General features: G+C 71.4%; 14 protein-coding genes and 1 pseudogene. 9 read left to right on the top strand and 6 right to left on the bottom strand.

Features of this window, described 5'->3' with window-relative positions:
* The first annotated feature begins 751 nt into the window (after positions 1 to 751).
* Together WME79_RS44340 and WME79_RS44335 are read left to right on the top strand one after the other, a co-directional pair.
* Entirely contained in the window at positions 752 to 2,167 is a 1,416-nt protein-coding gene (locus WME79_RS44340) for a glycoside hydrolase family 6 protein (protein WP_437528080.1), read from the top strand.
* A 296-nt stretch (positions 2,168 to 2,463) separates the two neighbouring features.
* Positions 2,464 to 3,396: a LysR family transcriptional regulator gene (locus WME79_RS44335; RefSeq protein WP_437528077.1), complete on the top strand. Its 933-nt coding sequence runs from the start codon at positions 2,464 to 2,466 to the stop codon at positions 3,394 to 3,396.
* A 93-nt stretch (positions 3,397 to 3,489) separates the two neighbouring features.
* Here WME79_RS44335 and WME79_RS44330 read toward each other — a convergent pair whose 3' ends face one another.
* Both WME79_RS44330 and WME79_RS44325 read right to left on the bottom strand, forming a co-directional pair.
* Positions 3,490 to 4,569: a hypothetical protein gene (locus WME79_RS44330; protein WP_437528074.1), complete on the bottom strand. Its 1,080-nt coding sequence runs from the start codon at positions 4,567 to 4,569 to the stop codon at positions 3,490 to 3,492.
* Between the two features lie 94 nt (positions 4,570 to 4,663).
* Complete coding sequence (locus WME79_RS44325; protein ID WP_437528071.1) at positions 4,664 to 5,347, bottom strand: DsbA family protein; 684 nt, start codon at positions 5,345 to 5,347, stop codon at positions 4,664 to 4,666.
* Positions 5,348 to 5,737: 390 nt separating this feature from the next.
* Here WME79_RS44325 and WME79_RS44320 point away from each other — a divergent pair, with 390 nt between their 5' ends.
* Positions 5,738 to 8,596, top strand: a complete 2,859-nt coding sequence (locus tag WME79_RS44320) for an Eco57I restriction-modification methylase domain-containing protein (protein ID WP_437528069.1) — start codon at positions 5,738 to 5,740, stop codon at positions 8,594 to 8,596.
* A gap of 36 nt (positions 8,597 to 8,632) precedes the next feature.
* Here WME79_RS44320 and WME79_RS44315 read toward each other — a convergent pair whose 3' ends face one another.
* Together WME79_RS44315 and WME79_RS44310 are read right to left on the bottom strand one after the other, a co-directional pair.
* Positions 8,633 to 9,103, bottom strand: coding sequence for a response regulator (locus WME79_RS44315; protein WP_437295895.1), 471 nt, complete (start codon positions 9,101 to 9,103; stop codon positions 8,633 to 8,635).
* 443 nt (positions 9,104 to 9,546) lie between these two features.
* Positions 9,547 to 11,868, bottom strand: a complete 2,322-nt coding sequence (locus WME79_RS44310) for an SdrD B-like domain-containing protein (protein WP_437528066.1) — start codon at positions 11,866 to 11,868, stop codon at positions 9,547 to 9,549.
* A gap of 702 nt (positions 11,869 to 12,570) precedes the next feature.
* On the opposite strand from WME79_RS44310, the gene WME79_RS44305 reads away from it, so the two are divergent.
* From WME79_RS44305 to WME79_RS44285, 5 genes and pseudogenes are all read left to right on the top strand, one after another.
* A complete protein-coding gene (locus WME79_RS44305) occupies positions 12,571 to 14,256 on the top strand; it encodes a hypothetical protein (RefSeq protein WP_437528063.1) in 1,686 nt (561 codons plus the stop codon).
* Positions 14,257 to 14,469: 213 nt separating this feature from the next.
* Entirely contained in the window at positions 14,470 to 16,425 is a 1,956-nt protein-coding gene (locus tag WME79_RS44300) for a zinc-ribbon domain-containing protein (RefSeq protein ID WP_437528060.1), read from the top strand.
* 660 nt (positions 16,426 to 17,085) lie between these two features.
* A complete protein-coding gene (locus WME79_RS44295) occupies positions 17,086 to 17,226 on the top strand; it encodes a hypothetical protein (protein ID WP_437528057.1) in 141 nt (46 codons plus the stop codon).
* Positions 17,223 to 17,480 (top strand): annotated as a pseudogene (locus WME79_RS44290) (Rpn family recombination-promoting nuclease/putative transposase); the annotation flags it as partial. The gene WME79_RS44295 and the pseudogene WME79_RS44290, both read left to right, overlap by 4 nt.
* 118 nt (positions 17,481 to 17,598) lie before the next feature.
* Positions 17,599 to 17,886 (top strand): DUF4351 domain-containing protein, encoded by a 288-nt coding sequence (locus WME79_RS44285; RefSeq protein ID WP_437528054.1) that lies wholly within the window; start codon positions 17,599 to 17,601, stop codon positions 17,884 to 17,886.
* A 173-nt stretch (positions 17,887 to 18,059) separates the two neighbouring features.
* Here WME79_RS44285 and WME79_RS44280 read toward each other — a convergent pair whose 3' ends face one another.
* Together WME79_RS44280 and WME79_RS44275 are read right to left on the bottom strand one after the other, a co-directional pair.
* Complete coding sequence (locus WME79_RS44280; protein WP_437528052.1) at positions 18,060 to 19,790, bottom strand: DUF3344 domain-containing protein; 1,731 nt, start codon at positions 19,788 to 19,790, stop codon at positions 18,060 to 18,062.
* A complete protein-coding gene (locus tag WME79_RS44275; protein ID WP_437528049.1) occupies positions 19,787 to 21,616 on the bottom strand; it encodes an OmpA family protein in 1,830 nt (609 codons plus the stop codon). Before WME79_RS44275 ends, WME79_RS44280 begins: the two co-directional genes overlap by 4 nt.
* Before the next feature lie 920 nt (positions 21,617 to 22,536).
* Between WME79_RS44275 and WME79_RS44270 the strand changes: the two genes are divergently transcribed.
* Positions 22,537 to 23,235 (top strand): HD domain-containing protein, encoded by a 699-nt coding sequence (locus WME79_RS44270; protein ID WP_437528047.1) that lies wholly within the window; start codon positions 22,537 to 22,539, stop codon positions 23,233 to 23,235.
* The last annotated feature ends 400 nt before the right edge of the window (positions 23,236 to 23,635 follow it).

The raw sequence follows: 23,635 nt of genomic DNA, 5'->3' as shown, positions 1-23,635 counted from the left end.
AAGGGGGACGGAAGCCTAACCGATCGGCGGCGGTCGGCCAGAAAGCGCCCCGTGACGGCCCGATGACGGCAACGCGCTGCGACGGATGCCGCGACACGCGGACGTGGCGTGCGATCTCCCTCGCTGTCACGTCGTGAGCGCCCGGCTGGGAAGGCTGGGAAGGCTTAGGAGAAGCCTTACACGCACGCGCGGGCGAGCGGCGCACTCCGCCCCTCGACATCCGGCGCTTCATGGCGCCGTGCGTCGCCTCCTCGCATGACGCCAGGCGCAGAGCTCCGAGCAGCCCTGGTGTGGGTTATCGCTCGGAGAGGCGGAGTTTGACGCCGCTGATAACGTTGGAAATAGAACTGAAACCCTTCTATGGGTCTGCCGAGTCACATCCAGGCCCAGCCATGCTCGCAACTGTGGAGTCGCGGTGATTGCGCGTTGCGTTGAAGGGACGGCGTTCGCCCTCGTTGCCGGCGCGTTCTCCCCTTGCAGAACCGCCACAGCTTCTCGTGGCTGGACGCGCGTAGGACGCACGCGTGACGCGTGTCGAAAGGTGTCGGTGGTTCCAGCATACGCGGAAAAATACCTACATAGCGTACTACGACGGATGCCCATTGGCGTGGCATAGCCGTCGTTTGTCCTTGCCCGAGAGAGGCCTTTGGTCTAAATTCGGCCCGCTATTTGACGCGTTGAATTCGCCTGGTTTCTTCGTTGAAGTAATGAAAGGCTTAATATGCTGAGAAGGACTACGCATCAGCTGGGGTTGGCAACGTCGGTTGCGGTCATCCTCGCGCTCACGGCGTGCGGGGACGGCGGGGGCGGTGACGCGAACGGGAACGCGGGCGGGGGCGGCAACACCAGCAGCGGCGGCACGGGCGCGGGCACCCCGACGAGCGGCGGCACGGGCGCGGGCACCCCGACGAGCGGCGGCACGGGCGCGGGCACCCCGACGAGCAGCGGCACGGGCGATCCAGGGACCACCACCACCGGCGGCGATCCGGCGACCACCGGGACCACCGGCACCGTCGACCCGACGGCCACCTCGTCCGTCTCGGGCGGCAACTGCTCCCCTGCGGTCGACATCGCGGCGCCGAACGGCAACCCGTTCGCGGGCGCGACCCTGTTCGTGGACCCCGGTTACATCGCCAAGGTCGACTCGTCGATCGCGAAGGTGACGGATACGGCCCTGAAGGCGAAGATGGAGAAGGTCAAGCAGATCTCCACCGCGTTCTGGCTCGACAGGATCGCGGCGGTCGACGGCCTCGCGGCCCACCTCGACGCGGCGCTCAAGCTCCAGAACGAGACCTGCAAGCCGGTCACGTCGGTCATCGTCGTGTACGATCTGCCGAACCGCGACTGCTTCGCCGAGGCGTCGAACGGCGAGCTCCGGGTCGAGAACGGCGGCGTCCAGCGGTACAGGAACGAGTTCATCGCCCCGATCAAGCAGATCTTCGCCGCTCACCCGGACCAGCGCATCGTCGCGATCATCGAGCCCGATTCGCTCCCCAACCTCGCGACGAACCTGGGCAAGAAGGACTGCACCCCGGAGACCGAGAAGGCCTACCGGGAGGAGGTCGCGCACGCGCTCAAGGAGCTCGATATGCCGCACGTGTACCAGTACATCGACGCGGCGCACTCGGGCTGGCTCGGCTGGAAGGACAACCAGACGAAGGGCGCCCAGATCTTCGCTGACGTCATCCAGGCCGCCGGCAATCCGAAGAGCATCCGCGGCTTCGCGACCAACGTCGCGAACTACACGCAGCTCAGCTACAGCTCGGAGAGCTACGATCAGCAGAGCAACCCCTGCTTCGGCGAGTTCGACTACGTCGATGCCATGGCCTCGGCGCTCTCGGCCGCGGGCCTCAGCGACAAGCACTTCATCATTGACACCAGCCGCAACGGCGTCGGCAACATCCGGGAGGACTGGGGCTACTGGTGCAACAACATCGGTGCAGGCATGGGCCAGCGGCCCCAGGCCAACCCGAGCGGCGCGACGAACCTCGACGCGTTCTACTGGGTCAAGCCGCCGGGTGACTCCGACGGCACCGCCGACAAGAGCGCGGAGCGCTTCGACGCCTTCTGCGGTTACGAGAACGCAGATCAGCGCGCTCCGGAGGCGGGGCAGTGGTTCCACGAGTACTTCGTGGAGTGCGTGAAGAACGCCAATCCGGCGCTTTGACGGGCGGGTCGGCCTGCTTCAGACTGTGACGAGCGCGCTCGGCTGAGCGCGCGGCCGGCGGCCGGGGCAGGCGAGGAGCGTGAGAAAAAGGGGTCTACCTTCCCGCGGACGACGCGGGCCCGCTGGAGGGTAGACCCCTTGGAAAGACGCTCCTCGCCTGTCCTGGCCGCCGCGCCGCTTTCAGGGACATCACCAGCGCAGAGGGCCCGCGACCTCCGGCGGGCGCACGCACGCACGCACGCATCCTACAACCGCACCGCGCCGCGCCGCGGCGGGCCGTGGCATGGTGATGCGCGGTGCACGACTCCATCACGCTCGAACAGCTGCGCACGTTCATCGCGGTCGCCGACGAGGGCAGCTTCTCGGCCGCGGCCAGGAAGCTCCGGCGCGTCCAGTCGGCCGTGAGCCACGCGATGGCCAACCTGGAGAGCCAGCTCGGGATCGCCCTCTGGGACCGGTCGACGAGGATCCCGGCGCTCACGGAGCACGGCCGCGTCCTGCTCGGCGCCGCGCGGCGGGTGTGCGCCGACGCGGACGCGCTCAGCAGCACGGCGCAGCGGCTCGCCGGCGGCCTCGACCCGCTCGTCTCGCTGTGCGTCGACGCCATCTTTCCGCTGTCCGCGCTCGTCGATCTCTGCGTCGAGTTCGCGCGCGTCTACCCGACCGTGGAGCTCGTCGTCCACACCGAGACCATGGCCGCCGTCGCCGATCGCGTCCTCGACGGGACATGCCAGCTCGGGGTCGTGGGGCCGGCGGCGATGGCCCAGGGGCTCGAGCGCCAACACCTCACCTCCGTGCGCATGGTGCCTGTCGTCGGCAAGACACACCCGCTCGCCTCCGCAGCAGCGCCGCGCGGCGCGCGCGTCGCGACCGAGCAGCTGCGCGAGCACGTGCAGATCGTGCTGAGCGAGCGCGGCGGGGCGCGCTCGCCGGAGCAGGCCGTCCTGTCTCCCCGCACCTGGCGTGTCGTGGATCTGGAGACCAAGCGAGAGCTCCTGTGCGCGGGGCTCGGCTGGGGGAACCTGCCAGAGCACATGATCCGCGACGACCTCAACGCCGGGCGCCTGGTCCGGATCTGGCCGGCGGCGTGGGGGGACGACGAGCACGTCTTGCCGCTCGCCGTGGTCCACAGGCCGGGCCTCGTGCAGGGGCCCGCGGGGCAGTGGGTGCTGAAGCGCCTCGTCGAGCTCTGCCGCAAGCACGTGGGGGACCCGGAAGCGCCGCGGTGACCTGAAGTCGAGCGGGGGGTCGAGCAGGGAGGAGCGGCGAGCGCGCGCCCATCCACGCTCGCGCTCGCACCGGGCTTCCGGAGCCGGCGGGTGTCAGAGCGAGAGCCGCGACAAGAGCTCGTTCACGCGGAGCGCGGCCGCGACGCTCCCGATGTCGTGCGCGTAGTCCATGGCCGCGAACAGGTGGGTCTGCTCGAGGTCGAGCCGCTCCGGAGAGCGCTCGAGGAGCGCCATGTAGTGCTCGAAGAAGCGGCGCTGATCCATCTGCGTGCGCTTCAACACGGCGTGCCGCACCGTCGCGTGCAGGGCGAAGCGGCCCGCGAACGGCTCCTGCACCAGCCGGAAGCGGCGCAGCGAGGCCAGCGCGTCGCCGGCGCGCCGCCCGGCCCGCGCGAGCTCGGCGAGGGAGCCCTCGTCGATGTGGTCGCCGTTCGAGTGCGCCAGCACCGCGAGCATCCGCCGCGCCGGCGGCGAGAGCCCGCGGAAAGCCCACGCGACGAGCAGGCCGACCTCGGGGAGGTCGTCCTCGTGATCGATGACCTGCACGCGGTCGACGCCGCCTGCCACGAGCCACCGGTGGAGCTCGGCGACGTCGGCCGCGCCGCTCTCGACGATCGCGTCGGCGAGCTCCAGGGAGACGGGGTTCCAGCGGAGCAGGCGGGTCAGCGAGGCGACCGCAGGGAAGGGGCTCCGCCCCGAGGTCACGAGCGGCGCGATGACCGGAAAGATGGAGACGCCGGCGACGAGGCAGCGCCGCGCCGTGATGACCCAGGTCACCGCCTCGTCGCGGAGGTCGTCGAGCAGCTCGGCGACGGCGCGGTCGTGCTCGTGGTTGTCGAGCACGATCAGCATCTCCCCGCGCGCCCGCAGGCGGCTCCGCAGCGCAGGCAGCGACGGCGACGGCCCTGCTCCGAAGCGGAGCGACAGCATGCCGCGCAGCGTGCGCGCGTCCCATGCGCCAACCCGGAACCAGTGGATCCCGCCGGGGAGCTCGCGCGCGAGCTTGTGCCCGAGCGCGCACGCGAGCGTCGACTTGCCGCTGCCGCCGGTGCCGACGAGCGCGATGCGGGTCGGGCGCGACGCGCGTACCGTCGCCAGGAGCGTCGCGAGCTCGCGGCGACGGCCGCGCAGCGAGGGGGGGCGGGGAGGGAACACGAGCGGCGATGCGGTCATCCCCGCGCGAGCGTACCAAAAAGCGCGCGAGGCGCCGGCGCTCATCACGGCGGTCGCGGCGGTTCACCCGCGCGATCGCGGCGGTCGCGGCGGTTCACCCGGGCGGCTGCGGCTCGAGCATGAACTCCTCTATCGCGCGGGAGATCGGCTCCGGCGACATCGAGGTGAGTCGGAGCCGGAGAGGCTCCTGCCCCTCCCGGATCAGGAACAGCGCCGGCACGCCCCGGACCTGGAGAGTCACCGCCTCGGCCCGCGCGGCCTCGAGCTGCTGCACGACCTCCGGGCTGTCGCGCTGCGCCATCGCTTGCTCGGCGTCCACGCCCGGCACCTCGGAGGCGACGCGCAACAGGAGCTCGTCCGTGATCGCCGGGCGCTCGCGCGCCTGGAGCCGGAAGAAGCGGTCGACGAAATCAAAGAGCCGATCCTGCATCCCGACCGCGGCCGCCATGCGCGCGGCCTGCACGGAACTCGGACCGAGGAACGCGAGATTCCGGAATACAAGCTTCACCTGCTTCGTCCTCACATGGCGTTCGAGGATCACCGGCAAGATCTCGAGCCCATAATCCCTGCAATGCGAGCACCGCAGATCCGAGAACTCCACCAGCGTGATCGGCGCGCTCGGCTCGCCGAGGACGATGCCGTCCTGGGGAATGCCGGAATAGAGGTCAATCCCGCCGGTGACCGCGCCGGTGGGCTCCTGCACCGGCGTCTCTCCGGCGTCGTGGCACGCCGAGATCCCGAGCAGGAGCGCGGCGAGCAGGGCGCCGCGCCGCGCCACGGAGCCAGAGCGTGAATTGCGTGAATGAGCGAGTGCGTATCGTTCGAACAGCTCAGGATTCATTCGTGAGCATGCGGCACGAACCGTACCTCGATGGGGCCGCGTGCGAGAGATGCTTTCACGAGGATCTCGGTAAACCGTGCTGGGCGAGGACCTCCGGGCGAGGAAGGACTCCTCTCCAGGGCGCCGCGCGACGCGAGGAGCGACACCGGCAAGCGCCGAGATCGCCGGAAGGGGTCAGGACATGGAGGTCTCCTCTCGGCGTTCCTCCTGCCGCGGCGGGTCGCGCGGCGGCTCGCCCGGCCGCAGGCCGGCGCGGGCCGGGCGCGACGCCGCGCCAGGGCGCTTGCCTGCACCCGGTCCCATCCGCAATGCTGTTGCGGAACCTGCGTGTCCTCGGAATGTCCTCAGCTCAGCGCCGCCCTGGGCCGCGACCGTGAACGGGGCGGCGCCTTCGCCCCGCCCGGCGCCGCAACGGGAACGGGCGCGTTCCTGGGCGGATCCGGGCCGCCCGCCGATGGCGTGGCGCGGCAGCTTCGGGATCAGGCGCAGGGCGCGCTCGCCGAGGTCCTCCGCGGCTTTCAGGCGGCGCATCCGCAGGACGGCGACGCCGCGTGCGCCGGCTCCGCTGAAGGGCGGCGGCGCCTCCGCGCCGGCCTCGTGTCCGCGTTGATGCGGCTCATCTTCCTCCTCTACGCCGAGGCGCGCGGCCTGCTCGCCGGCGTGGACGGTGGCGGCGCCCCGCTCGCCCGGCTCTTCGAGGATCTCCAGGAAGAATGGCGACAGCAGGGAGACGACCTCGAGCGCCGCCATGGCGCGTGGGCGAGGATCGCGGCGCTCTTCTGCGCGCTACGCGATCGCGGTCCCGGGGGCGCGCACGGCGGCCTCTGCGATCCGGACGCCCATCCCCTCCTGGAGGGGAGACCCTGGCTCAGCGACGGCGCGCTCCACCGGGTGCTCTCGGCGCTCCTCGTGCACGACAGCGCGCCGTTGCGCTACGGCGAGCTCGAGGTCGAGCACCTCGGCACGCTCTACGAGGGCCTGATCGCCTTTGATCTCGAGATCGCCGAGGGCGAGTCGATGGCGCTCTTGCCGTCGCACATTGTCGTCGATCTGGAGGCGCTCCTCGCCCTCCCCGGCCGTGATCGGCTCGCGCGGCTCGAGGAGGTGGCGGACCTGAAGCTCGGCGCGCGGCCGGCCGCGCGCGTCGCCGCGGCCGGCAGCGTGGCCGAGCTGTCGCAGGCGCTCGCGCGCCGCGCGTCCCCACGGCAGCCGGACCGGATCGCGCGGGGCGCGCTCTACCTCCAGCCGGGGCAGCTCCGGCGGCGCGCGGGCTCGTACTACACGCCGCGGGAGATCACGTCGCATGTCGTCGAGCGCACGCTGTCGCCGCTGCTCGACAGGGACGGCCGGCCGGCGGCGCCCGCGGATGTCCTCGCGCTCGCCGTGTGCGATCCCGCGATGGGGTCCGGCGCGTTCCTGGTGGAGGCATGCCGCCAGCTCGCCGCGCGCCTCGTCGACGCGTGGCAGAGCGCCGGCGCGGCGCCGCCCCTCGCCCCCGGCGAGCCGCCGCCCGCTCGCGCGATGGCGCTCGTGGCGGAGCGCTGTCTGCACGGCGTCGACCTCGACCCGCTCGCGGTCGACCTCGCCAGGCTATCGCTGTGGCTCGTCGTGCAGGACGCGCGCCTCCCGCTGAGCTTCCTCGACGGCAAGCTCCGCTGCGGCGACAGCCTCATCGGCGCCGAGCGCGCGGAGGTCGGCGGCTTCCCCACCGCCGCGAAGCTGCCCGGCGGCACCGGAGAGCGGCAAACGCGGCGGGCCCTGCTGCGGCAGGCTCCTGCGCCCCCGCGGCCGGAGGGCGCACCGCCGGAGGGCGCGCCGCCGGAGGGCGCTGAGCGAGCGCCCCGCGATGGGCCCGAGGTCGACGAGGCAGCGGATCAGGCGGCGCTCGACGCCTGGATGGCCCTGTGGTTCTGGCCGCCGGCGGGCGAGCTCGCGGCCCTGGCGCCGGCGCCAGCGACGTTCGCGCGCTACATGGCCGCCGCGCGCGAGCCGGCCGATCCGCGGGCGGCGCTGTCGCGGCGCATCGCCGAGGAGCGCCGGTTCCTGCACTGGGAGCTCGCGTTCCCCGGCGTCTTCGATCGCCCCGAGCCCGGCTTCAACGCCGTGATCGGCAATCCGCCCTGGGTCGCGTACGTCGGCCGCGCGGCGCAGCCGATCGCGCCCGAGGTCTTCCACCTCTACCTCCGGAGGAACCCGGCGTTCCACGGTTACCGCTCGCTGCACGGCCTGTTCGTGCAACGGGCCGCATCGCTGCTGCGGCCGGGCGGGCGGCTCGGCCTCGTCATCCCGACGTCGGTGTCGGATCTCGATGGATACGGCCCGACGCGGCGCGCGCACGACGCGCTCTGCGCCGTGGACTCCGACCTTCCGAGCTTCGGCAGCGACGCCTTCGACGGCGTGTTCCAGCCGTGCATGGGCCTCCTCTCGACCCGCCTCGCCCCCGCCGCGCCGCGGGCGGCGGGGGCCGCCTCGTGGCCGCTCGCGCGTTCGGATCTCGACGTCGTGTCTCGCCGGCTCCTCGAGCGGCTCGGCGCGCTGCCCCCGCTGCCGGCGGCCCTGTTCGGCGAGCGCGGGTTCCAGACGACGGCCGAGGACGCCGAGCGCATCCGGCGCGCGGACGCCCCGGAGCCGCCGTACACCTGCCCCATCCGGGAGGGCACCGACGTGGGCGAGCTCATCGCGCGCGCGCCGCGCCACCACGTCGATCGCGCCGGCGTGAAGGGCCGCTTCCGGAAGGACGAGGACTGGAAGGCGGTGCGGTTGCTCATCCGCCAGACCGCCCGCTACCCGATCGCCGCGCTGAGCGACGGCCTCCCGTTCCGCAACTCGATCCTGGCCGGCTTCTCCGACGCCACCTGGAGCGAGTTCGCGCTGCTCTGTTACCTCAACTCCTCTCCCGTCCGCTGGTGGCATTACACGCGTCACCGGGACGCGCGCGAGGGCATGCCGCAGGTGAAGATTGCGCACCTGCGTGCGATCCCTGCGCCCCCGCCGGCGGGAGCCGCCCTGATCGCGGCGCTCGACGCGCTCGGACGGGAGCTCGGCCCGGCGAACGCGGGCCTGTCGGCCGACGCCCGGCGCCACCTGGACGGCATGGTGGCGAGCATGCTGGAGATGACCGACGAGGAGTGGGGCTGTGTCGCGCGCTGGGCGGCGGCGACCCCCCTCCCGCGGCCGGATGGCTGAGCGGCGCGCGGAGGCGCGCCGAGGCGCGCCCCCTCGTCAGTAACCGCCGTCGAAGCCGGGCGCGTCCTTCAGGTTGAACAGGACGCTGCGGAGATCGTCCAGATCGAACGGCTTCTCGAAGACGGCCGAGGCGCCCAGGCTGCGCGCGGTCGCGTGGAGGTGCGGGTGGCCGAACGCCGTGATCAGGATGACCGGCGGCCGCCGCCTCACCTCGGCGAGGCCCTCCAGGATCTCCATCCCTGAGAAGCAGGGCATCTGGATATCGCTGACGATCGCGTCGATCGGCTTCGGGGGCTCATTCCCACCGAGGCAGGGCGCCACTTTGTCGAGCAGCTCGAGGCCGTTTCGCGCCTCGGACACCTCGAACCCATCGCTGCGGAGCGCCATGGCGATCGTGGACCGGAAATCCTCGTCGTCTTCAGCCAGGACGATATGCTGACCTTTGCCGAACAAGCCGCAAGGCGGGACCAAGGGCTTATCGCCAATCCAGCTTTCCGTCAGGTTCATGGCAACTTCTCCTTCTTCTGGCCCGCCAACGCTGCGTCGTCGGACCGTCGACCGCGGTCCTCGGAGCTCAGCCCCGCACGATTTGCAGCGCCCGTGCCACGCTGTCCTTCTTTGCGGTGGAGCGGTCTCGACGAGTTCGACCCCGCTCATTCGCGGGGCGCTGTCCGCAGCATAGGCGGCGCCAGCAGGGGTTCCCTTCGGGGCGGCAGGGGCAATTTGCCGCGCGAGGGGCAGATCACGCCCACGCGGGGGGTGTGAGGTGTCCACGCGCGTCGAGGGACGTTCCGTCCTGAGTACGAGGTAGCCCCCCTGCTAGGTGGTGAGGGGAGCGACGGCAGAGGGGAGGGGGAAGGGAGGCGGGGGAGGGGCTGGGCCAGCGTCGGCGGCTCTCCAGGCTGGTCGCTTGGAGCGGGCGCTGGCCCGGGGGAGGTCGCGTCTACGTCTCAGCGGCCGCAGCCGCGGTCATGGTCGCGATCGTTGCGGTTGTCCTCGCAGTCAAGGTCGTCGCGGTGGGGGGCGCAGAGGTAGCCGTTGTTGTACTTGTCGAGCTTCTCGGAGAGCGGCTCGCCGGTCGTCCACGGCGCGTTCCTGCTGCAGTTGTCCTTCACGTTGCTGCCGAGCGGGTACTTCTTGAGCCAGGCGTCGGCCTTGGCGATGGTGTCCTCGATGCAGCTCGACTGGTTGCCGATACCGACGTTGAGCTTGGCGACGATGAGGTGCTTCGCGATGATGTAGGTGACGTCGCCCCGCGTCGGACGGCTGATGATGTCGAGGAGCTGGGACTTCGTATATGTCTTGCCGCCGATGGTCAGCTTCGTGATCTTCCAGGCGCTCGGGTGGTTCTTCCAGTAGCCGGGGGAGCCGGTGCCGGGGGACGAGCACTTGCAGACGCCGCAGTCGGCCGCGCAGCTCGAGCAGTTCTCGACGCCCGCCTTGCAGACCCCATCGCCGCAGACCGGCGGGCAGGCGCCGCAGTCGGCCGCGCAGTTCGAGCAGGTCTCACCGACCGCGCAGACCCTATCGCCGCAGACCGGCGGGCAGATGCCTACGTCGCTCGGGCATTCGAGGCAGTTCTCGCCGGCCTCGATGACGCCGTTGCCGCAGACCGCGGGGCAAGCGCCGCAGTCGCCGGTGCAGTTCGAGCAGTCCTCACCGTTCTCGCAGACGCTGTTGCCGCAGACCGCGGGGCAGGCGCCGCAGTCGTCCGAGCAGGTGCCGCAGTCCTCGCCGGCCTCGCAGGTGCCGTTGCCGCAGACCGGCGGGCAGGTGCCGCAGTCGGCCGCGCAGGTGCTGCAGCTCTCGCTCGCGTCGCAGGTGCCGTCGCCGCAGACCGGCGGGCAGACGTCGCAGTCGGCGCTGCAGCTGCCGCAGTCCTCGCCGATCTCGCAGGTGCCGTTGCCGCACTGGGGCGGGCAGACGCCGCAGTCGACGGCGCAGCTGGAACAGCTCTCGTCGCCGCCGCAGACGCCGTTGCCGCAGGAGAGCCGGTAACCGAAGTCGGCGTCGAGGAGGTCTTGTGCCCAGCCGAGCGAGACCACGCCCACGTTGTCGAGCCCGCCATCCGGGTCGGCCGTCGGCTCCTGTCCGGCGAGCGGACCGCTCGCCATGAAGTTGTCGGGCGTGATGACCACCGAGTAGGTGCCCGCCGGGAGCGTATCGAAGAGGTAGAAGCCGGGCTGGCCGGTGTAGGGGCTCGTGCCGGTGATGGTGAAGTCGATCAGCTGGGCCCCCTGGAACAGCTCGACGCGGACGCCGTTGACGCCGAGCTCGCCGGTCTCCGGCTCGTAGAGCCCGTCGGCGTCGCTGTCGAGCCAGACGGTATCGCCGATCGACGAGTAGGTCACATAGCCGAAGTCGGCGTTGGCCACGTTCTCACCCGCGTCGAGGGACACGCCGAGCGGCTCGTCATCGCTGGTCAGGATGTGACCGAGCGGGAGCGTCGCGTCGTCGACGTCGACGACGTAACAGCCCGCCTCGAGCTCGGTGAAGCGGTAGACGCCGTTCGCGCCGGTCACGGCCGTCTGGAGCAAGGCGCCGTCGGCGACGCCGTCACAGTTGGCGTCGCCGAAGAGGTCGACGACGACGCCGGAGATGCCGAGCTCGGAGGCGTCCTCGATGCCGTCCGCGTTCGCGTCGAACCACACCTTGTCGCCGATCGAGCCCTTCGGCGCCGTGTAACAGACCTCGAGGAGAGGGCGGTAACCCGTATCGGTGTGGGCGCTGCCCTTGTACGATGTCTTCCCGCTGGCGCCCTCCTCAAGGAGGATCCCGTAGCTCGGCGCCGTCCCGTTCACCCAGTCCTGCACGATCCCGGTGAGGTCGACCGAGCTCCACCCGGTGACGTTGGGCACGAACGAGGTGAACGCGGCGGGGTCCATGCCCCCGAAGTTGTTCCACGTGACGAGCTCCTCGCTCCAGGGGGCGAGCACCTGGTGGACGTACACGGTCTGCGCGGTGCTCGTGTACGTGAGGGCGTAGAACTTGGCCGACGTGACGAGAGAGCCGGCGGGGATGGGGCTCAGATCGAAGCGGAATAGTGCGCGCTTCTCTCCGACCGAGCTGGAGTACCCGGTGTTGACCTCAAACGGGGTCGGGACGTGGTAGCTCGGGGCGAGGCTCCAGATCTCAGCGTTGTAGATGTCGCCCAGGACACCCCGCTTGATCACGGTGCACGTAGGAGACGGAGCGGTCGTGTTGGCGAGGCTGGTGGCGGTGATGAACAGCGTGGCGAGCGCGGCAGAAGATGCGATTACGAACTGCTTCATTGGTAGCTCCTTGAGGTCCTCACGGGTGAACCATTGCTGGAGCGTCATCCGAATAGCAGGCACCATGACTCACGGGTCAGGCGAGGTCGGTTTCGCGGGCTCCGGTCGGAATGAGCCCCGCGGGATGATCAGGATCAGATCAAGTACGCGGGTGCTTTTGCTTCGATCGGAGAGCGGATGCGCAAGGTGACAGTGTGTAAGTTAGCAACTCAGAGATGAAAGTGTCCAGATCTTTTTTGGTGGCAGACGCGAGAAAGTTATCGAGTCGCGTTGAGCTGTACGGTGACAATTTTGGGTCGTGCGGTGACGCTTTTGGGCTGCTCGCGGGCTGCTCATGGTCTGCTCGCGGTCTGCTCATGGTTCGTCGAGACGAGCGCAGTTTGGCGCATCGAATTCGATGGCCAGATCAGTCGCCAGATCGACGGCCAATGCGCGGCGCGCGGTTCGCGGGGGGCGCGCTGGGCGTTCGGCGGCGTGCGGCGACGCTCAGCAGCCCTCTCCGACCCTTCGCAGGGGTCGAGGGACGAACAGGATCGGATCAGGTACGCGGGCGTGCCTGACGAAATTTGATGCAGAATGCGCACGGGACCATTTTTCAAGATAACGAATCTTTACTTTGCCTGTCTAGATCCTTTTTGCGGCATGAGCATTTTGTGCGGCTCTTGGTCCTCGCTCTCGCGTGCGGGTGGGTCCGGGCGTTGCGTGTCACGCGGCGCACGTCGCACGTCGCACGTTGCCCTGCCCGCCGGGGACCTGCGCCTCGGGCCTGCGCCGGCCTCGCCGCCCTGGACGCGGTGGTGGGGCGCGACGCGGTGGCGGAGCGAGCGGGCTGCATCGCCGCTCGCCGCGGTCACCTGGCATCTCGCGCACCTCGCGCACCTCGCGCACCTCGCGCACCTCGCGCCGCACGGCACCGCGCGGGCGGCGCTCCGAGCCTGCCGGCTGCCGCCCGCGCGCGGGCGCTGCTACGGTTCGGCTGTGCGACGCCCGCTGCTCGCCTCGTCGGCCCTGGTCCACGCGCTTCGCCTTGCGTCGCTCGCGTCCATCACCGTCGCCGTCGCCGTCGCCAGCCCGGGCGAGGGCGCCGCGCAGGACCTGCCGACGCTGAGCGGGTCCTGGACCGCGAGCGCCCTCACCGAACAGTGGTCGGTCGCCGCCTGGGGGCAGGCGTGCGGGCCCAGGCCTCGCCCGCAGGGCACCCCGGGCGGCGCCGTGCAGATCCAGCAGCACGGCTCGGAGCTCTCGATCTCGGGCGCCGGACGGTCGTGGAGCACCGCCGAGTGCTGGGAGCAGATGCCCGGGCTCGCGCGGAGCAAGCACTCGGCGTCTGGCAACGCGCGCTCCTGGCAGACGCGCTGCACGACGCCGGCCAGCGATCCCCGCCGGGCGGTGGTCACCACCACCACGCAGGCGACCGACGCCAGCATCAACATGGTGGAGACGGGGCAGTACCAGTTCATCATCCAGGACACGACGTGCAGCGCGTCCGTGACGAGGACGCGGACCTATACGCTCGTCCGGCGCGAAGGCGAGGCGCCCCCCGCGGCGAGCGCCCCGCCGCCGGTGGCGAGCGCTCCGCCCGCGGCGTCCGCGGCGCCGGCCGCAGCCGAGAAGAAGCCCGCGGCCTCGCGCACCTGCGACGCCCCCGGCGAGCCAGCGCGCCTCGAGGTCACGCCGTCGCGCAAGCTCATGCGGCCGGGCGAACGGTTTCAGTTCCGCGCGCTGGTCATGGATGCGGAGGGGTGCGGGCTCCCGACGAGGCCGACGTGGTCGATCGCGCCGGGGCCGCTCGCGTCCGCCGCGACGGTCGACGCGACAGGCGCCCTCTCGCTCGGCGCCGGCGCGGGCGAAGGGGCGCTCGGCCTCGTCGCGTCCGTCGCCGGTAAGGGGGTGACCGTCGCGATCGAGGTGACGAGCCCCGATCGTTACGACGCGCTCCTCGCGACGAGCGGGCTCAACGAGGCTGGCGAGAGCGAGCAGGCCGCCGTCGTGGTGATCGCGGCCGGCACCATCGGCGGGCGCACAACCTCGGGCGAGGACCTGGGACGCCAGCGCAAGAACCTGTTCGTGGCCATCGTGGGCGGGGTCGCGGCCTGCCTCGGATTTGCCGGGTTGATCCTGCTCCGCCGAGGCCGCCGGCGGACAGGCGGCGACGTGGAAGGCCCGGCCTCCACGGCCGGCGCCGCCGGCGAGCGCGACAGCGCAGGCGCTGAGAGCGCCCCGGCGCCCTCGGGGGCCTCGCTCGCGGGCGTCGCAGGGCCAGCCGCGGCGCCGGTCCGGCCGACGCTGCGGGCTCGTGGAAAGATCTGCCCAACGTGCGGCGACCGCTATCCGAGCGAGGCGATGTTCTGCGGGAAAGACGGCACGCAGCTGCTCCTGCTCAATTGATCGCGCCACACTGCGCGCGGCTGCGCGGGGACGTGGACGCGCGCTGCGTCATCGCGCGGCGCTGCGCCGGCGGCGATCATAAAAGAAGTCGCCGCCTTGATCGGCCTCGCGCCGTCCCGCTATTCTGCGTCGACCGACCGGGCCGCGTGAACGTGCGCGTGTGTGGTCGTTGAACCCATGCCCGCATGCCGGAACGGGAAGGGCGACAGTCGCATGAAGATTACGTGTGAGTCGTGCCAGGCCAAGTACACGATTGCCGACGAGAAAGTCGCCGGCAAGACGGTCAAGATCAAATGCAAGAAGTGCAACCACTCCATGGTGGTCCACGGCGCGAATGAGGCTGCCCCGGCCGCGCCGCAGGACGCGACCGCGGAGCAGCAGGGCGACCTGTCGGATGACGCCGAGGCCAAGCTCGTGGCCGACGCGGGCGGCGCGCCCTCGGCGGCGGCGCCCGACACGTGGACCGTCAACGTCGCCGAGGGCGACGAGCGGACCATGACGACCGCCGAGCTCGTAGCCGAGTACGCGCGCGGCGGCCTGAGCAACGACACGTACGTGTGGAAGGACGGGATGGGCGACTGGCTGCCGATCGCCAGCGTCCCGGAGCTCAAGGAGCGATTCTCCCCGCAGGGAGACGCGGCGCCCGCGCCCGCAGCAGCCGTCGCGGCGGCGGCGCCCGCTGGCGCGGCGCCCGCGATCGCGACGCTCGTGTCTGCTGCAGCTGCGCCCGCCGCGGCCGTCCCTGCTGCAGTTGCGCCGGCGGCCGCAGCGGCGCCTCCACCTGCAGCGGTCTCTGCGCCTGCTGCCGCTCCGGCGCCTGCGGCTGCAGCTGCGCCGATCCCCACGGCTCCGGCGCCTGCTGGGCTCAGGTTCGGGCCCGAGGGGACCGTGGTCATGAAGGACTCGCGGCGCGCCCTGAACCAAGCGGGGGCCGCGACCCCGGCGCCTGCAGCCGTCGCACCGGCGAAGGCCCCGGAAGCTGCGGCGCCGGCGAATCCAGCGGCCGCGGCGCCAGCGAATCCAGCGGCTGCGGTGCCGGCCCCAGGCGGCGCACCGGCGCCAGCGGCTGCGCGTCGCGCGGGCCGCGGGGCCGCGGTCGACGTCTTCAGCGCCGCCGAGCGCACTGAGGACCCCGCCGGGTCCGCCCCGCCGCCGGGCCTCGATCGCCAGGTGGGCGAGCGCAACGAGAACTCGGTCCTCTTCTCGCTCTCGGCGCTCACCGCGACCGAGAACGCTGCGGCCAAGCAGAAGGAAGAAGACGAGCTCCCGTCGGGCCGGCGTCCGTCGAACCGCCCGTCGAAGAACAACGGTCGAGCTGGCTACGACGATCTCCTGAACCTCGGCGGCGGCCCCATCGCCTCCGCGCCGATGCTCGCGCCGCCGCCGTTGCTCGCGCCGGTGACGGACTCGCGGCCGCCTTCCTCGATGCCGCTTCCGTCCAAGGCGTCGGTGCCGCCCGCGTCGCTGTCGTCGCTCTCTCCGCTCACGGCGCCAGAGGCCTCGACCAAGAAGGGCCGCACGGGTCTGATCGCGGCCGCGGTCGCCGCGGTCGTGCTGATTGGCGGCGTCGCCTTCTTCTTCATGCAGTCGCCGAAGCCGGAGACGTCGACGGCCACGCCGGAGCAGGCGAACACCGCCCCCGCCGAGGTGCCGAGCCCTGCGTCGACGCCGGCGCCGACGCCTGCCGAGACCGCTGCGGCCGCAACGCCGTCCACGGCGGAGACGGCGGCGCCGTCCGCGGAGCCCACCGCCAGCGCCGAGGCCCCGAGCGCCGCGACGCCTGCTGCCGCGACGCCCGCCGCGGCGACGCCCGCTGCGGCGGAGAAGCCGGCGTCCGCGCCCGCTGCCGCGGCGGAGAAGCCGGCGGCACCGAAGCCGGAGCCGGCGGCCTCTGGAGGCGCCGAGTTCAACCGTGGCGCCGCGAGCTCGGCGCTTGGCGCTGCCGCTGGCTCTGCCAAGAGCTGCAAGAAGGCCGGTGGACCGACCGGGACCGGGAGGGTCAAGGTCACCTTCGCGCCGAACGGCAGCGTCACGTCGGCTGAAGTCCAGGGCGCGCCGTTCGCCGGGACCAGCGTCGGCGGCTGCGTCGCCAGGCTGTTCCGCGGCGCGCGGGTCCCTGCCTTCGGCGGGGGCTCGGTCTCCGTCAGCAAGTCCTTCACCATCAACTGATCGCGGCCCCAGCGCGGGCGCTCCCGCGAGAGGCCCTCGCGGCGTGCGAGAGGGCCTTTTCGGGGGCGCGTGGACCGCGGCGGCGGATCCGTGAGGCTCCTCTGCGGGCGTCGACGGCGCGGCGTGGGCCGCGGGCGCCGGGGCCGTGATGCGCTTCGATCGGAGCGGCGCCGCGATCGAGGCGTCGGAGGGCGGCAGCCGCCCGGTGGCGATAGGACCCGACGAGGCCGGCGCCTTCCGGAATGGACCGGCCGGGCCTCGCGGGAAAGGGGTAGTCGCACCCCGCCAGGCGAAAGCGGCGCGCGATGTCGCGCTCGCGCGGGTCGAGCCACTCGCCGTCTGAGGCGAACCGCTCCGAGGCGGCCAGATCCAGGCTGGGTTGGCAGCACTCGCGCGTGCGAAAGACGATTGCGAGATGAGATAGCTTGTCTTGTCGTAATTGGGCGACACTGCTCGATGTCATCTCATGAATCGTATCCAGAAATAGATTTCTTTTTCATGGCCAATCTGTCTGTGACTTGCTAGCGAATTGGCCTCGAAGGCGGCGCGCCACCGAGCCCGTGTTCGGCGGCGCCGGACCGACGTTCGTCCTTCCGCGCCGCGGAGGCACTCTCCCCATCACGACGGCCGGCTGCACACGCCGGCCAGGAGGATCGACCCATGGGCGTGCATGCGATTCTCGACATCGAGAACGCCGAGCTCCGGGCCTACGCAATCGCAGTCGGCCGTGACGAGGCGGCGATGCGTACGCTCGGCGACCTCGCGGCCAAGGTGCGCGCCGGCGGCGGCGGTGATCGATGACGCCCACCCCTCATGACGCCCTGTTCAAGTCCACGTTCAGCCAGCCGGAGCACGCGGCCGGGACGTTGCGCCAGGCGCTGCCTGCCGCCCTGGCGACCCGCATCGACTTCGCGTCGCTGGCGTTGCAACCTGGCAGCTTCATCGACGAGGCGCTCGCCGCGAGCCATAGCGATCTGCTCTTCACTGCCAGGCTGGAGAGATCGTTGCTGTTCATCTACGTGCTCTTCGAGCACCAGAGCACGACGCACCCGCTGATGGCGTTTCGGCTGCTCACGTACATGGTGCGGATCTGGCAGGGTTACCTGGAGCGCCACCCGAGGGCTGCTGCCGAGGCTGCTCGTGGCGGCGGGACCGGATGCCGAGGAGGAGATCGTGACCATCGCAGATTACCTTCGCGAGGAGGGGCGCCGGGAGGGCCGGCTGGCGGGCGAGCGAGAAGGCCGGCTGGCGGGCGAGCGAGAGGGCCGGCTGGCGGGCGAGCGAGAGGGCCGGATCGAGGGGCAGCGGAGCACGTTGCTGAAGCTGCTCCGGCTGCGCTTCGGCGAGCTGCCGGAGCCGATCGAGGTGCGCATCCGCGCCGCCGACGCCGCGCAGATCGAAGGCTGGACCGAGCGCGTGCTCACCGCGCCCACGCTCGACGACGCGCTGACCGAGCGCTGACGCGGCGCCCTCGCGCTTGTCGTCTCCAGCGTCGCGTGTCGCCGGGGCACCGCGGGGACGGTGACGCTCGCATCGATGCGCGCGCCAGGAACTTCTTTACCCTCGCCCTGCTCGCGAGTGTGCGCGGCCCAGCCATGCGGTACGGACGCGCCCGCTCACGTGGGGGTGATCGTCTACCCCCTGCGCCGCCGGCGGAGCAGACCCGCCAGCGCGAGCCCCGCGAGCCAGCCGGCGCTCCCATCCCGGCCTCGCGGGCTCGCCGCGCAGGGGCCGAGCATGCCGCTCCCGGCCGCGTAGAAAGACTCCGGCACCACGGCGACCTCGGTCGGCGGCGCGCCCGGGGCGTCGCCGTTGCCGTCCGTCGGATCGTCGCTGACCGGCGCGCCGAACGCGCCCGCCGCGGCGATCTTCGCCTGGTTCTTGATGAGGTCCGGCGCGTCCGCGTCGACCGTCACCTCGAAGCGCACCGTGACGCTGCCGTCGACAGGGATGCTCCCGCCCTGCGCGCCGTCCGCCCCCTCTCCGAGCCAGAACGTGATGGTCCGCGTCGCGGGATCGTACTCTCCGAGGTCGTCGCCGGGCGCGTCCGTCTGGGGACCGGCGTTCGGCCCGTCGATGATCGACAGCGAGCCAGGGACGAACGTCACCCCAGCAGGCAGCGCGTCCGTCAGCACCGCGCCCACGGCCTCGTCATTGCCCGTGTTCGTCGCCGTGATGCGGTATTCGACGGCGTCTCCGCGGTAGGTCGGCAGCCCGCCGAGATCCGTGGCCACCTTGCTCGATTTGCTGAAATCAGGCCCGTAGTTGGAGATCGACGTCACCCACCCCGCGAGGAAATAGAGCTCGTCCCTGCTCGTGGCGACGAGCGTGGCCCGATCGTCCCCCGGCTTGAGCTTCGCGCTGACATCCACGATGTCGATGTCGACCCCCGACATGCTCTGAGGTGTGCCCGGGATCCTCGGGAGATCACCCTCCACCGACACCGCCTTTCCGAGCGCCGAACGGGTGCTGTTGAAGAAGTTGTCCGCGGGGTTCAGCTCGTCGCTCAGCGCCTCGGCAAGATCGGGCTTCCCCGGGTTCTTGGGGTTGAAGAACACGCTGTCCCCGGTGTTCGAGTTGTCGCCCTCGAACGCGACGATGCCCAGCTTCGCCACGAAGCCGGCGTCGGGCACCTTGAAGCCCGAGAGCTCGACCTGCTGCCATCCCACGTCGGAGACCCGGTCGAGCCCGTCGAACAGCGCGAGGTTGCGCATCGGCGATTTCGGCGCCTCGTAAAACACCACCATCCACCACGCCACGAAGACCACGTCGTCGTCGCTGTCCCGCACGTCGACGACGTCCACGCCGCCTACCCGGTAGGCCCCGGCGCCGCTCTCCTTCACGATCGCGGTGATGTCGGCGACGGACTGGTAGTTGTGCGACTCGTTGGGTTTCCCCTGGTTGATCACCGTCTCGACCGAGTCGATGGCGGTCACCGCGCCGTCGTAGCCGCCCTCGTGGTGGAGCTCCACCTCCTGATCGGCGCCGGCGGTGTTGCGCGCGGCCCAGTACAGGTACGCGTGCGTCACCGTCGCCCCCTCGGGCAGCGTCAGCACCGCGGTCGTGCGCGCCATCTCCGGGGTGATATCGAGGCTCGCCTCCGCCCGGCCGTCAGCAGGCGAGTCAGACCGCCAGAAGAGATCGGGCCCCGACTCGACGGTCGACTGGCCACAGGCGCCCACCGTGCCCTCCGTGGGCCTCGGCGTCGCGGAGCGGCACTCCTGCCCGATCGAGCTCCCGATGAGGGCGAAGTCGCCCTGCTGATCGACCTGTACGCGCAGCTTGGGCTCGGCCGTCGCGCTGGCGGTCGTGAGCCCGATCAGCGTGAGGGACGCGAGCCCCGTGATGCTCAACTGCTTTCTCATCGATCCTCTCCGGTCTCGGCCTGCGGCGTGTACGCGGCCTTCTTGATGATGTTGAACTGGACTCGTCGGTTTCGCTGCCTCCCCGCTTCCGTTGCGTTGTCGTCGATGGGCTGCTCCCGGCCGTAGCCCTGGGCCGTCAGCCGCGTCGAATCGATGCCGCGGCGGACCAGCGCCGCCATGACGGAGTTGGCGCGGTTCTGCGACAGGATCCTGTTGTGCTCCACGGTGCCGCGGTTGTCGGTGTGACCCTGGATCTCGATGAGCACGATCTCCGGGTGCTCCTTCAGCACCTCGGCGACCTCGTCGAGCAGCGGATCGCTCACCGGCTTGATGGTGGCCTTGTCCGTGTCGAACTGCACCTGCTGGAGGATCACCACGTGCTTCTCGGTCACGCGGACCGCCTTCGGGCAGCCGTGCTTCTCCGGGTCCGGATCCGCGAAGCCCTTCTCCCTCGGGCAGGCGTCCGTGTCGTCGCGGAACGTGTCGCCGTCGGTGTCGCGCGGGCAGCCGTTCTTCGCCGGATCCTTCGAGCGGAACCCCTTGACGTCGGGGCAGGCGTCCTCGGCGTCGACGATGCCGTCGTCGTCCCGGTCGGGCGGGCAGCCGTTCCTCTTCGGATCGTCGCTGCGCACACCGGCGACGTCGGGGCAGGCGTCCTCGGCGTCGACGATGCCGTCGGCGTCGCGGTCCGGCGGCGGCGGGCAGCCGTTCTTCTTCGGGTCGTCGCTGCGCACGCCGGCGACGGCGGGGCAGGCGTCCTCGGCGTCGACGATGCCATCGGCGTCGCGGTCCGGCGGCGGCGGGCAGCCGTGCTTCTTCGGGTCGCCGCTGCGCACGCCCGGCACGCTCGGGCACGCGTCTTCGGGGTCGCCGATGCCGTCCCTGTCCTGGTCCGTCGGCTGCTCCGGCGTGAAGGCGGCCATCGCGACGGCGCGCACGTCCGGCGTCCCGATCCCCGAGGTGATCCCTGGCCCGACGCCGATACCCGCCTCCATGAAGGGCAGGAATCGATACCTCGCGTCGAGGAGGAGCTCCGCGTTGGTCGAGCGACTGCTGATGTCCTCGAGCACCATCGCCGCGCTGACCTCCGGCCCCACCTGGAGCCGGCCGTCGAACGCGAGGAACCCGACGCCGCCGCCCAGCGTGAGCATCGTCCCCTGCGCCACGCCGCCGAACGACTGGGCGCGCCGGACCTCGGTGCCCAGCGCGGTCGACCAGACGAGCCGCTCCATGCGGCCGCCGGCCGCGACGTACGGCATCGCCCGGACGCTCCCGTCGCTCACGAACGAGTCGTCTGCGCCGGTCGGCAACCAGAGGTACGCGCCGACGGCGAGCTGGAATGGATCATGGTACGTACCATGGAGCTGTACGCGCGCGCCGAGCCGCACGTCGCCGAGCGCCGCGCCGCTCGGCGACGGGAACTGCTGGCCGCCGCCGCTCGGGCTCTCCCCCGACTGCAGCGCGGTGAGCGGCGCATCGAGGTCGAAGCTCAGCTTGTTCCAGAGCGGGAGCGACGCGCCCAGGTGGAACGTGAGCTGATCGCTGACAACGGCGCCGATCTCCGCGCCGTCGCGCTCGCGCCGCAGGACCAGCGGGTTGCTCGCGTAATCGGCGAGCAGCATCACATGCGGTGTGAGGTGCCCTGCCACGAACGGCGACGGCACGCTGAACATGCGGTCCCCGGCCGGCGCCGGCACGAAGCGGCTCAGGGCCATCCCACCGGGGTTGACCGGCGCGTCCTGCCCGTACGCAGGCGCGGGAAGGAGAGGGGCGACGACGAGAGCGGCCAGCGCGGCGGCAAGCGAACGGAGAGGCCAAAGTCTCATGAGGTGGCACCCTGCATCGGCGGGTTTCGCATGACGATATAAGACGCTGTCGCGGACGAGTATACAGGTCGGCAAGTGCGGAGTCTTGAGCAACGAGCGACGTCGTCGGCATGTTCGTAGGACTTGCGCGCACCTCCCCGGACCATCCCGACCATTCCGCGCCACCCCCAGCGCATTCCCCCATCCGCTGAACGAACGAGAGGCTATCGCGCGCTGCGGCGCGCGCTTCATCGCAGCGACGCCGCCGCGCGCGGGCCGTGCCGCTGCGGCGCGGCCGCGATCGCCGCGGGCCTTTGTCCGCGCGGCGGGGCGCGAGCTCAGCGGACCGCGCAGCGCCGCGCGGGCGAAGGCCCGCTCGGGCGAGCGCAAGGCGGCGCCTTCGCTCGCGGGCACACGCACACGCCGATGCTACGTCGCGCGGTCATCGTCGGAAGCGCCGCACGACGCCCGTCGCTGCGCGCTCGGCTCCCCGGCGGCACGGCCGGCGCGACCTCCGCAGCGCAAGCATGGCTTCTCCATTGACGAACGCCATTGTCCGCGTGGCACAGCAAGACATGAAATCAGGCCAGTCGACCTCGTCTGAAGAGCGGATATCCCGCGCTGGGCGCCGGACGACTGGAAGAGAGGGACCGTCGAGTCGCAGAGAGGGCCGGGAGAGCCCTTCATCGTCGCGGCGGCGCCGGCGCGATGCGGTCCGACTCCAGGGTCGGTCGCTCCAGCCGCCCTCGCGAACGGCCAGCGCGACGGCGTGACCGCTCCGGCGCTCCGTCGCGCTGGCGCGAGGCGGGCGCCCGGGCCGGCGGCGCGGGATCGCCCGCGATGCGGCGGCGCGCCGCACACCTCGCCCGGCGCGCCCCTCGTGGCGCCTGTCCGCCGCACACCGAGCGCGCTCGGCGTACACCGCTCGCCGAGCTCGTGGCGTGCCGGGCGCTCGAACCACCGCGGCCTTCAAGGGCGAGCTTCGAACGGCGCAGGGTCCGATCCGGACGGAGAACCTGCCGGACGTCACCGGGGGCGCTCGGGCGCCTGCGCTCTGCACGCCGAGCGGCTATGGTTGGCGGGACATCGCGATGGGCACCCTCCTCAAGCGTGCGCTCGACCAGGCGGCGGTCTGGCACCGAGCACAGAAGCGCAAGTATCCGAACGCCGACGTCCCCTACATCAGCCACCTCGCCGGCGTGGCGGTCCTGCTCGCGCGCCACGGCTTCGACGATGAGGTCGTCGCGGCCGGCGCGCTGCACGACGCCATGGAGGACCAGGGCGTCACGTTCGACGAGCTGAGCCAGCGCTTCGGCGATCGCGTCGCCACGCTCGTCCGCCACGTGACCGAGCAGGACAGGGCGCTGCCCTGGGAAGACCGCAAGCGGCTCTATCTCGACGCGTTCCCGAAGAAGCCCTGGGAAGCGCAGGCGATCACGCTGGCCGACAAGATAGACAACTTCCAGTCGATCATCGTCTGCGCGCGCGAGCACGGCGATCCGTGGTCGATGTTCAAGCGCGGCAGGGACATGCAGATCGCGAGGTTCGAAGAGCTGCGCGCGATGTGTCGCGGCCTGCCGCCGCACCCGTTGCTCGACGAGTACGGGGCCGTGCTCGACGAGCTCCTGTCGACGGGCTGAGCGCCGGATCCGCGGGGGGCTCGACGGCGCGCTCCGGAGCCTCGAGTCGACGGCGAGCGGAGCTCCGCCCGCGGGAGATCCTGAAGACCGAGGCCTCGGAGACACGGTGTGTCTCGAACGTGAACGAGGCGACGGCGACGCGCGCTGGATTCCGGAGAGGCCCTCTCGGGGATGCGCGATCGGCGAGAGCAAGCGTGAAGGGCCCAGTGCTCCCGTGAGCCACCCTGCCCCGCTCCGTGCCGGATCGGGTTCACTCGCGCCCTCCGCTCCCTTCATGTGAGCACGACGAGCACCCCTCCTGCCCGTCCCGGGCGAGCGACAACCACCCTGCTTCCGGCCGGCGCTGCGTTCCGGAGCGGCCGGGGCGCGCACATCGACAGCCGCTCACCGGCACATGCGA

This window comes from Sorangium sp. So ce726, assembly GCF_051521405.1.
Lineage (GTDB): Bacteria > Myxococcota_A > Polyangia > Polyangiales > Polyangiaceae > Sorangium.
Note: the sequence above shows the minus strand (reverse complement) of the source record. Positions and strands in the feature narration are given on the sequence as shown.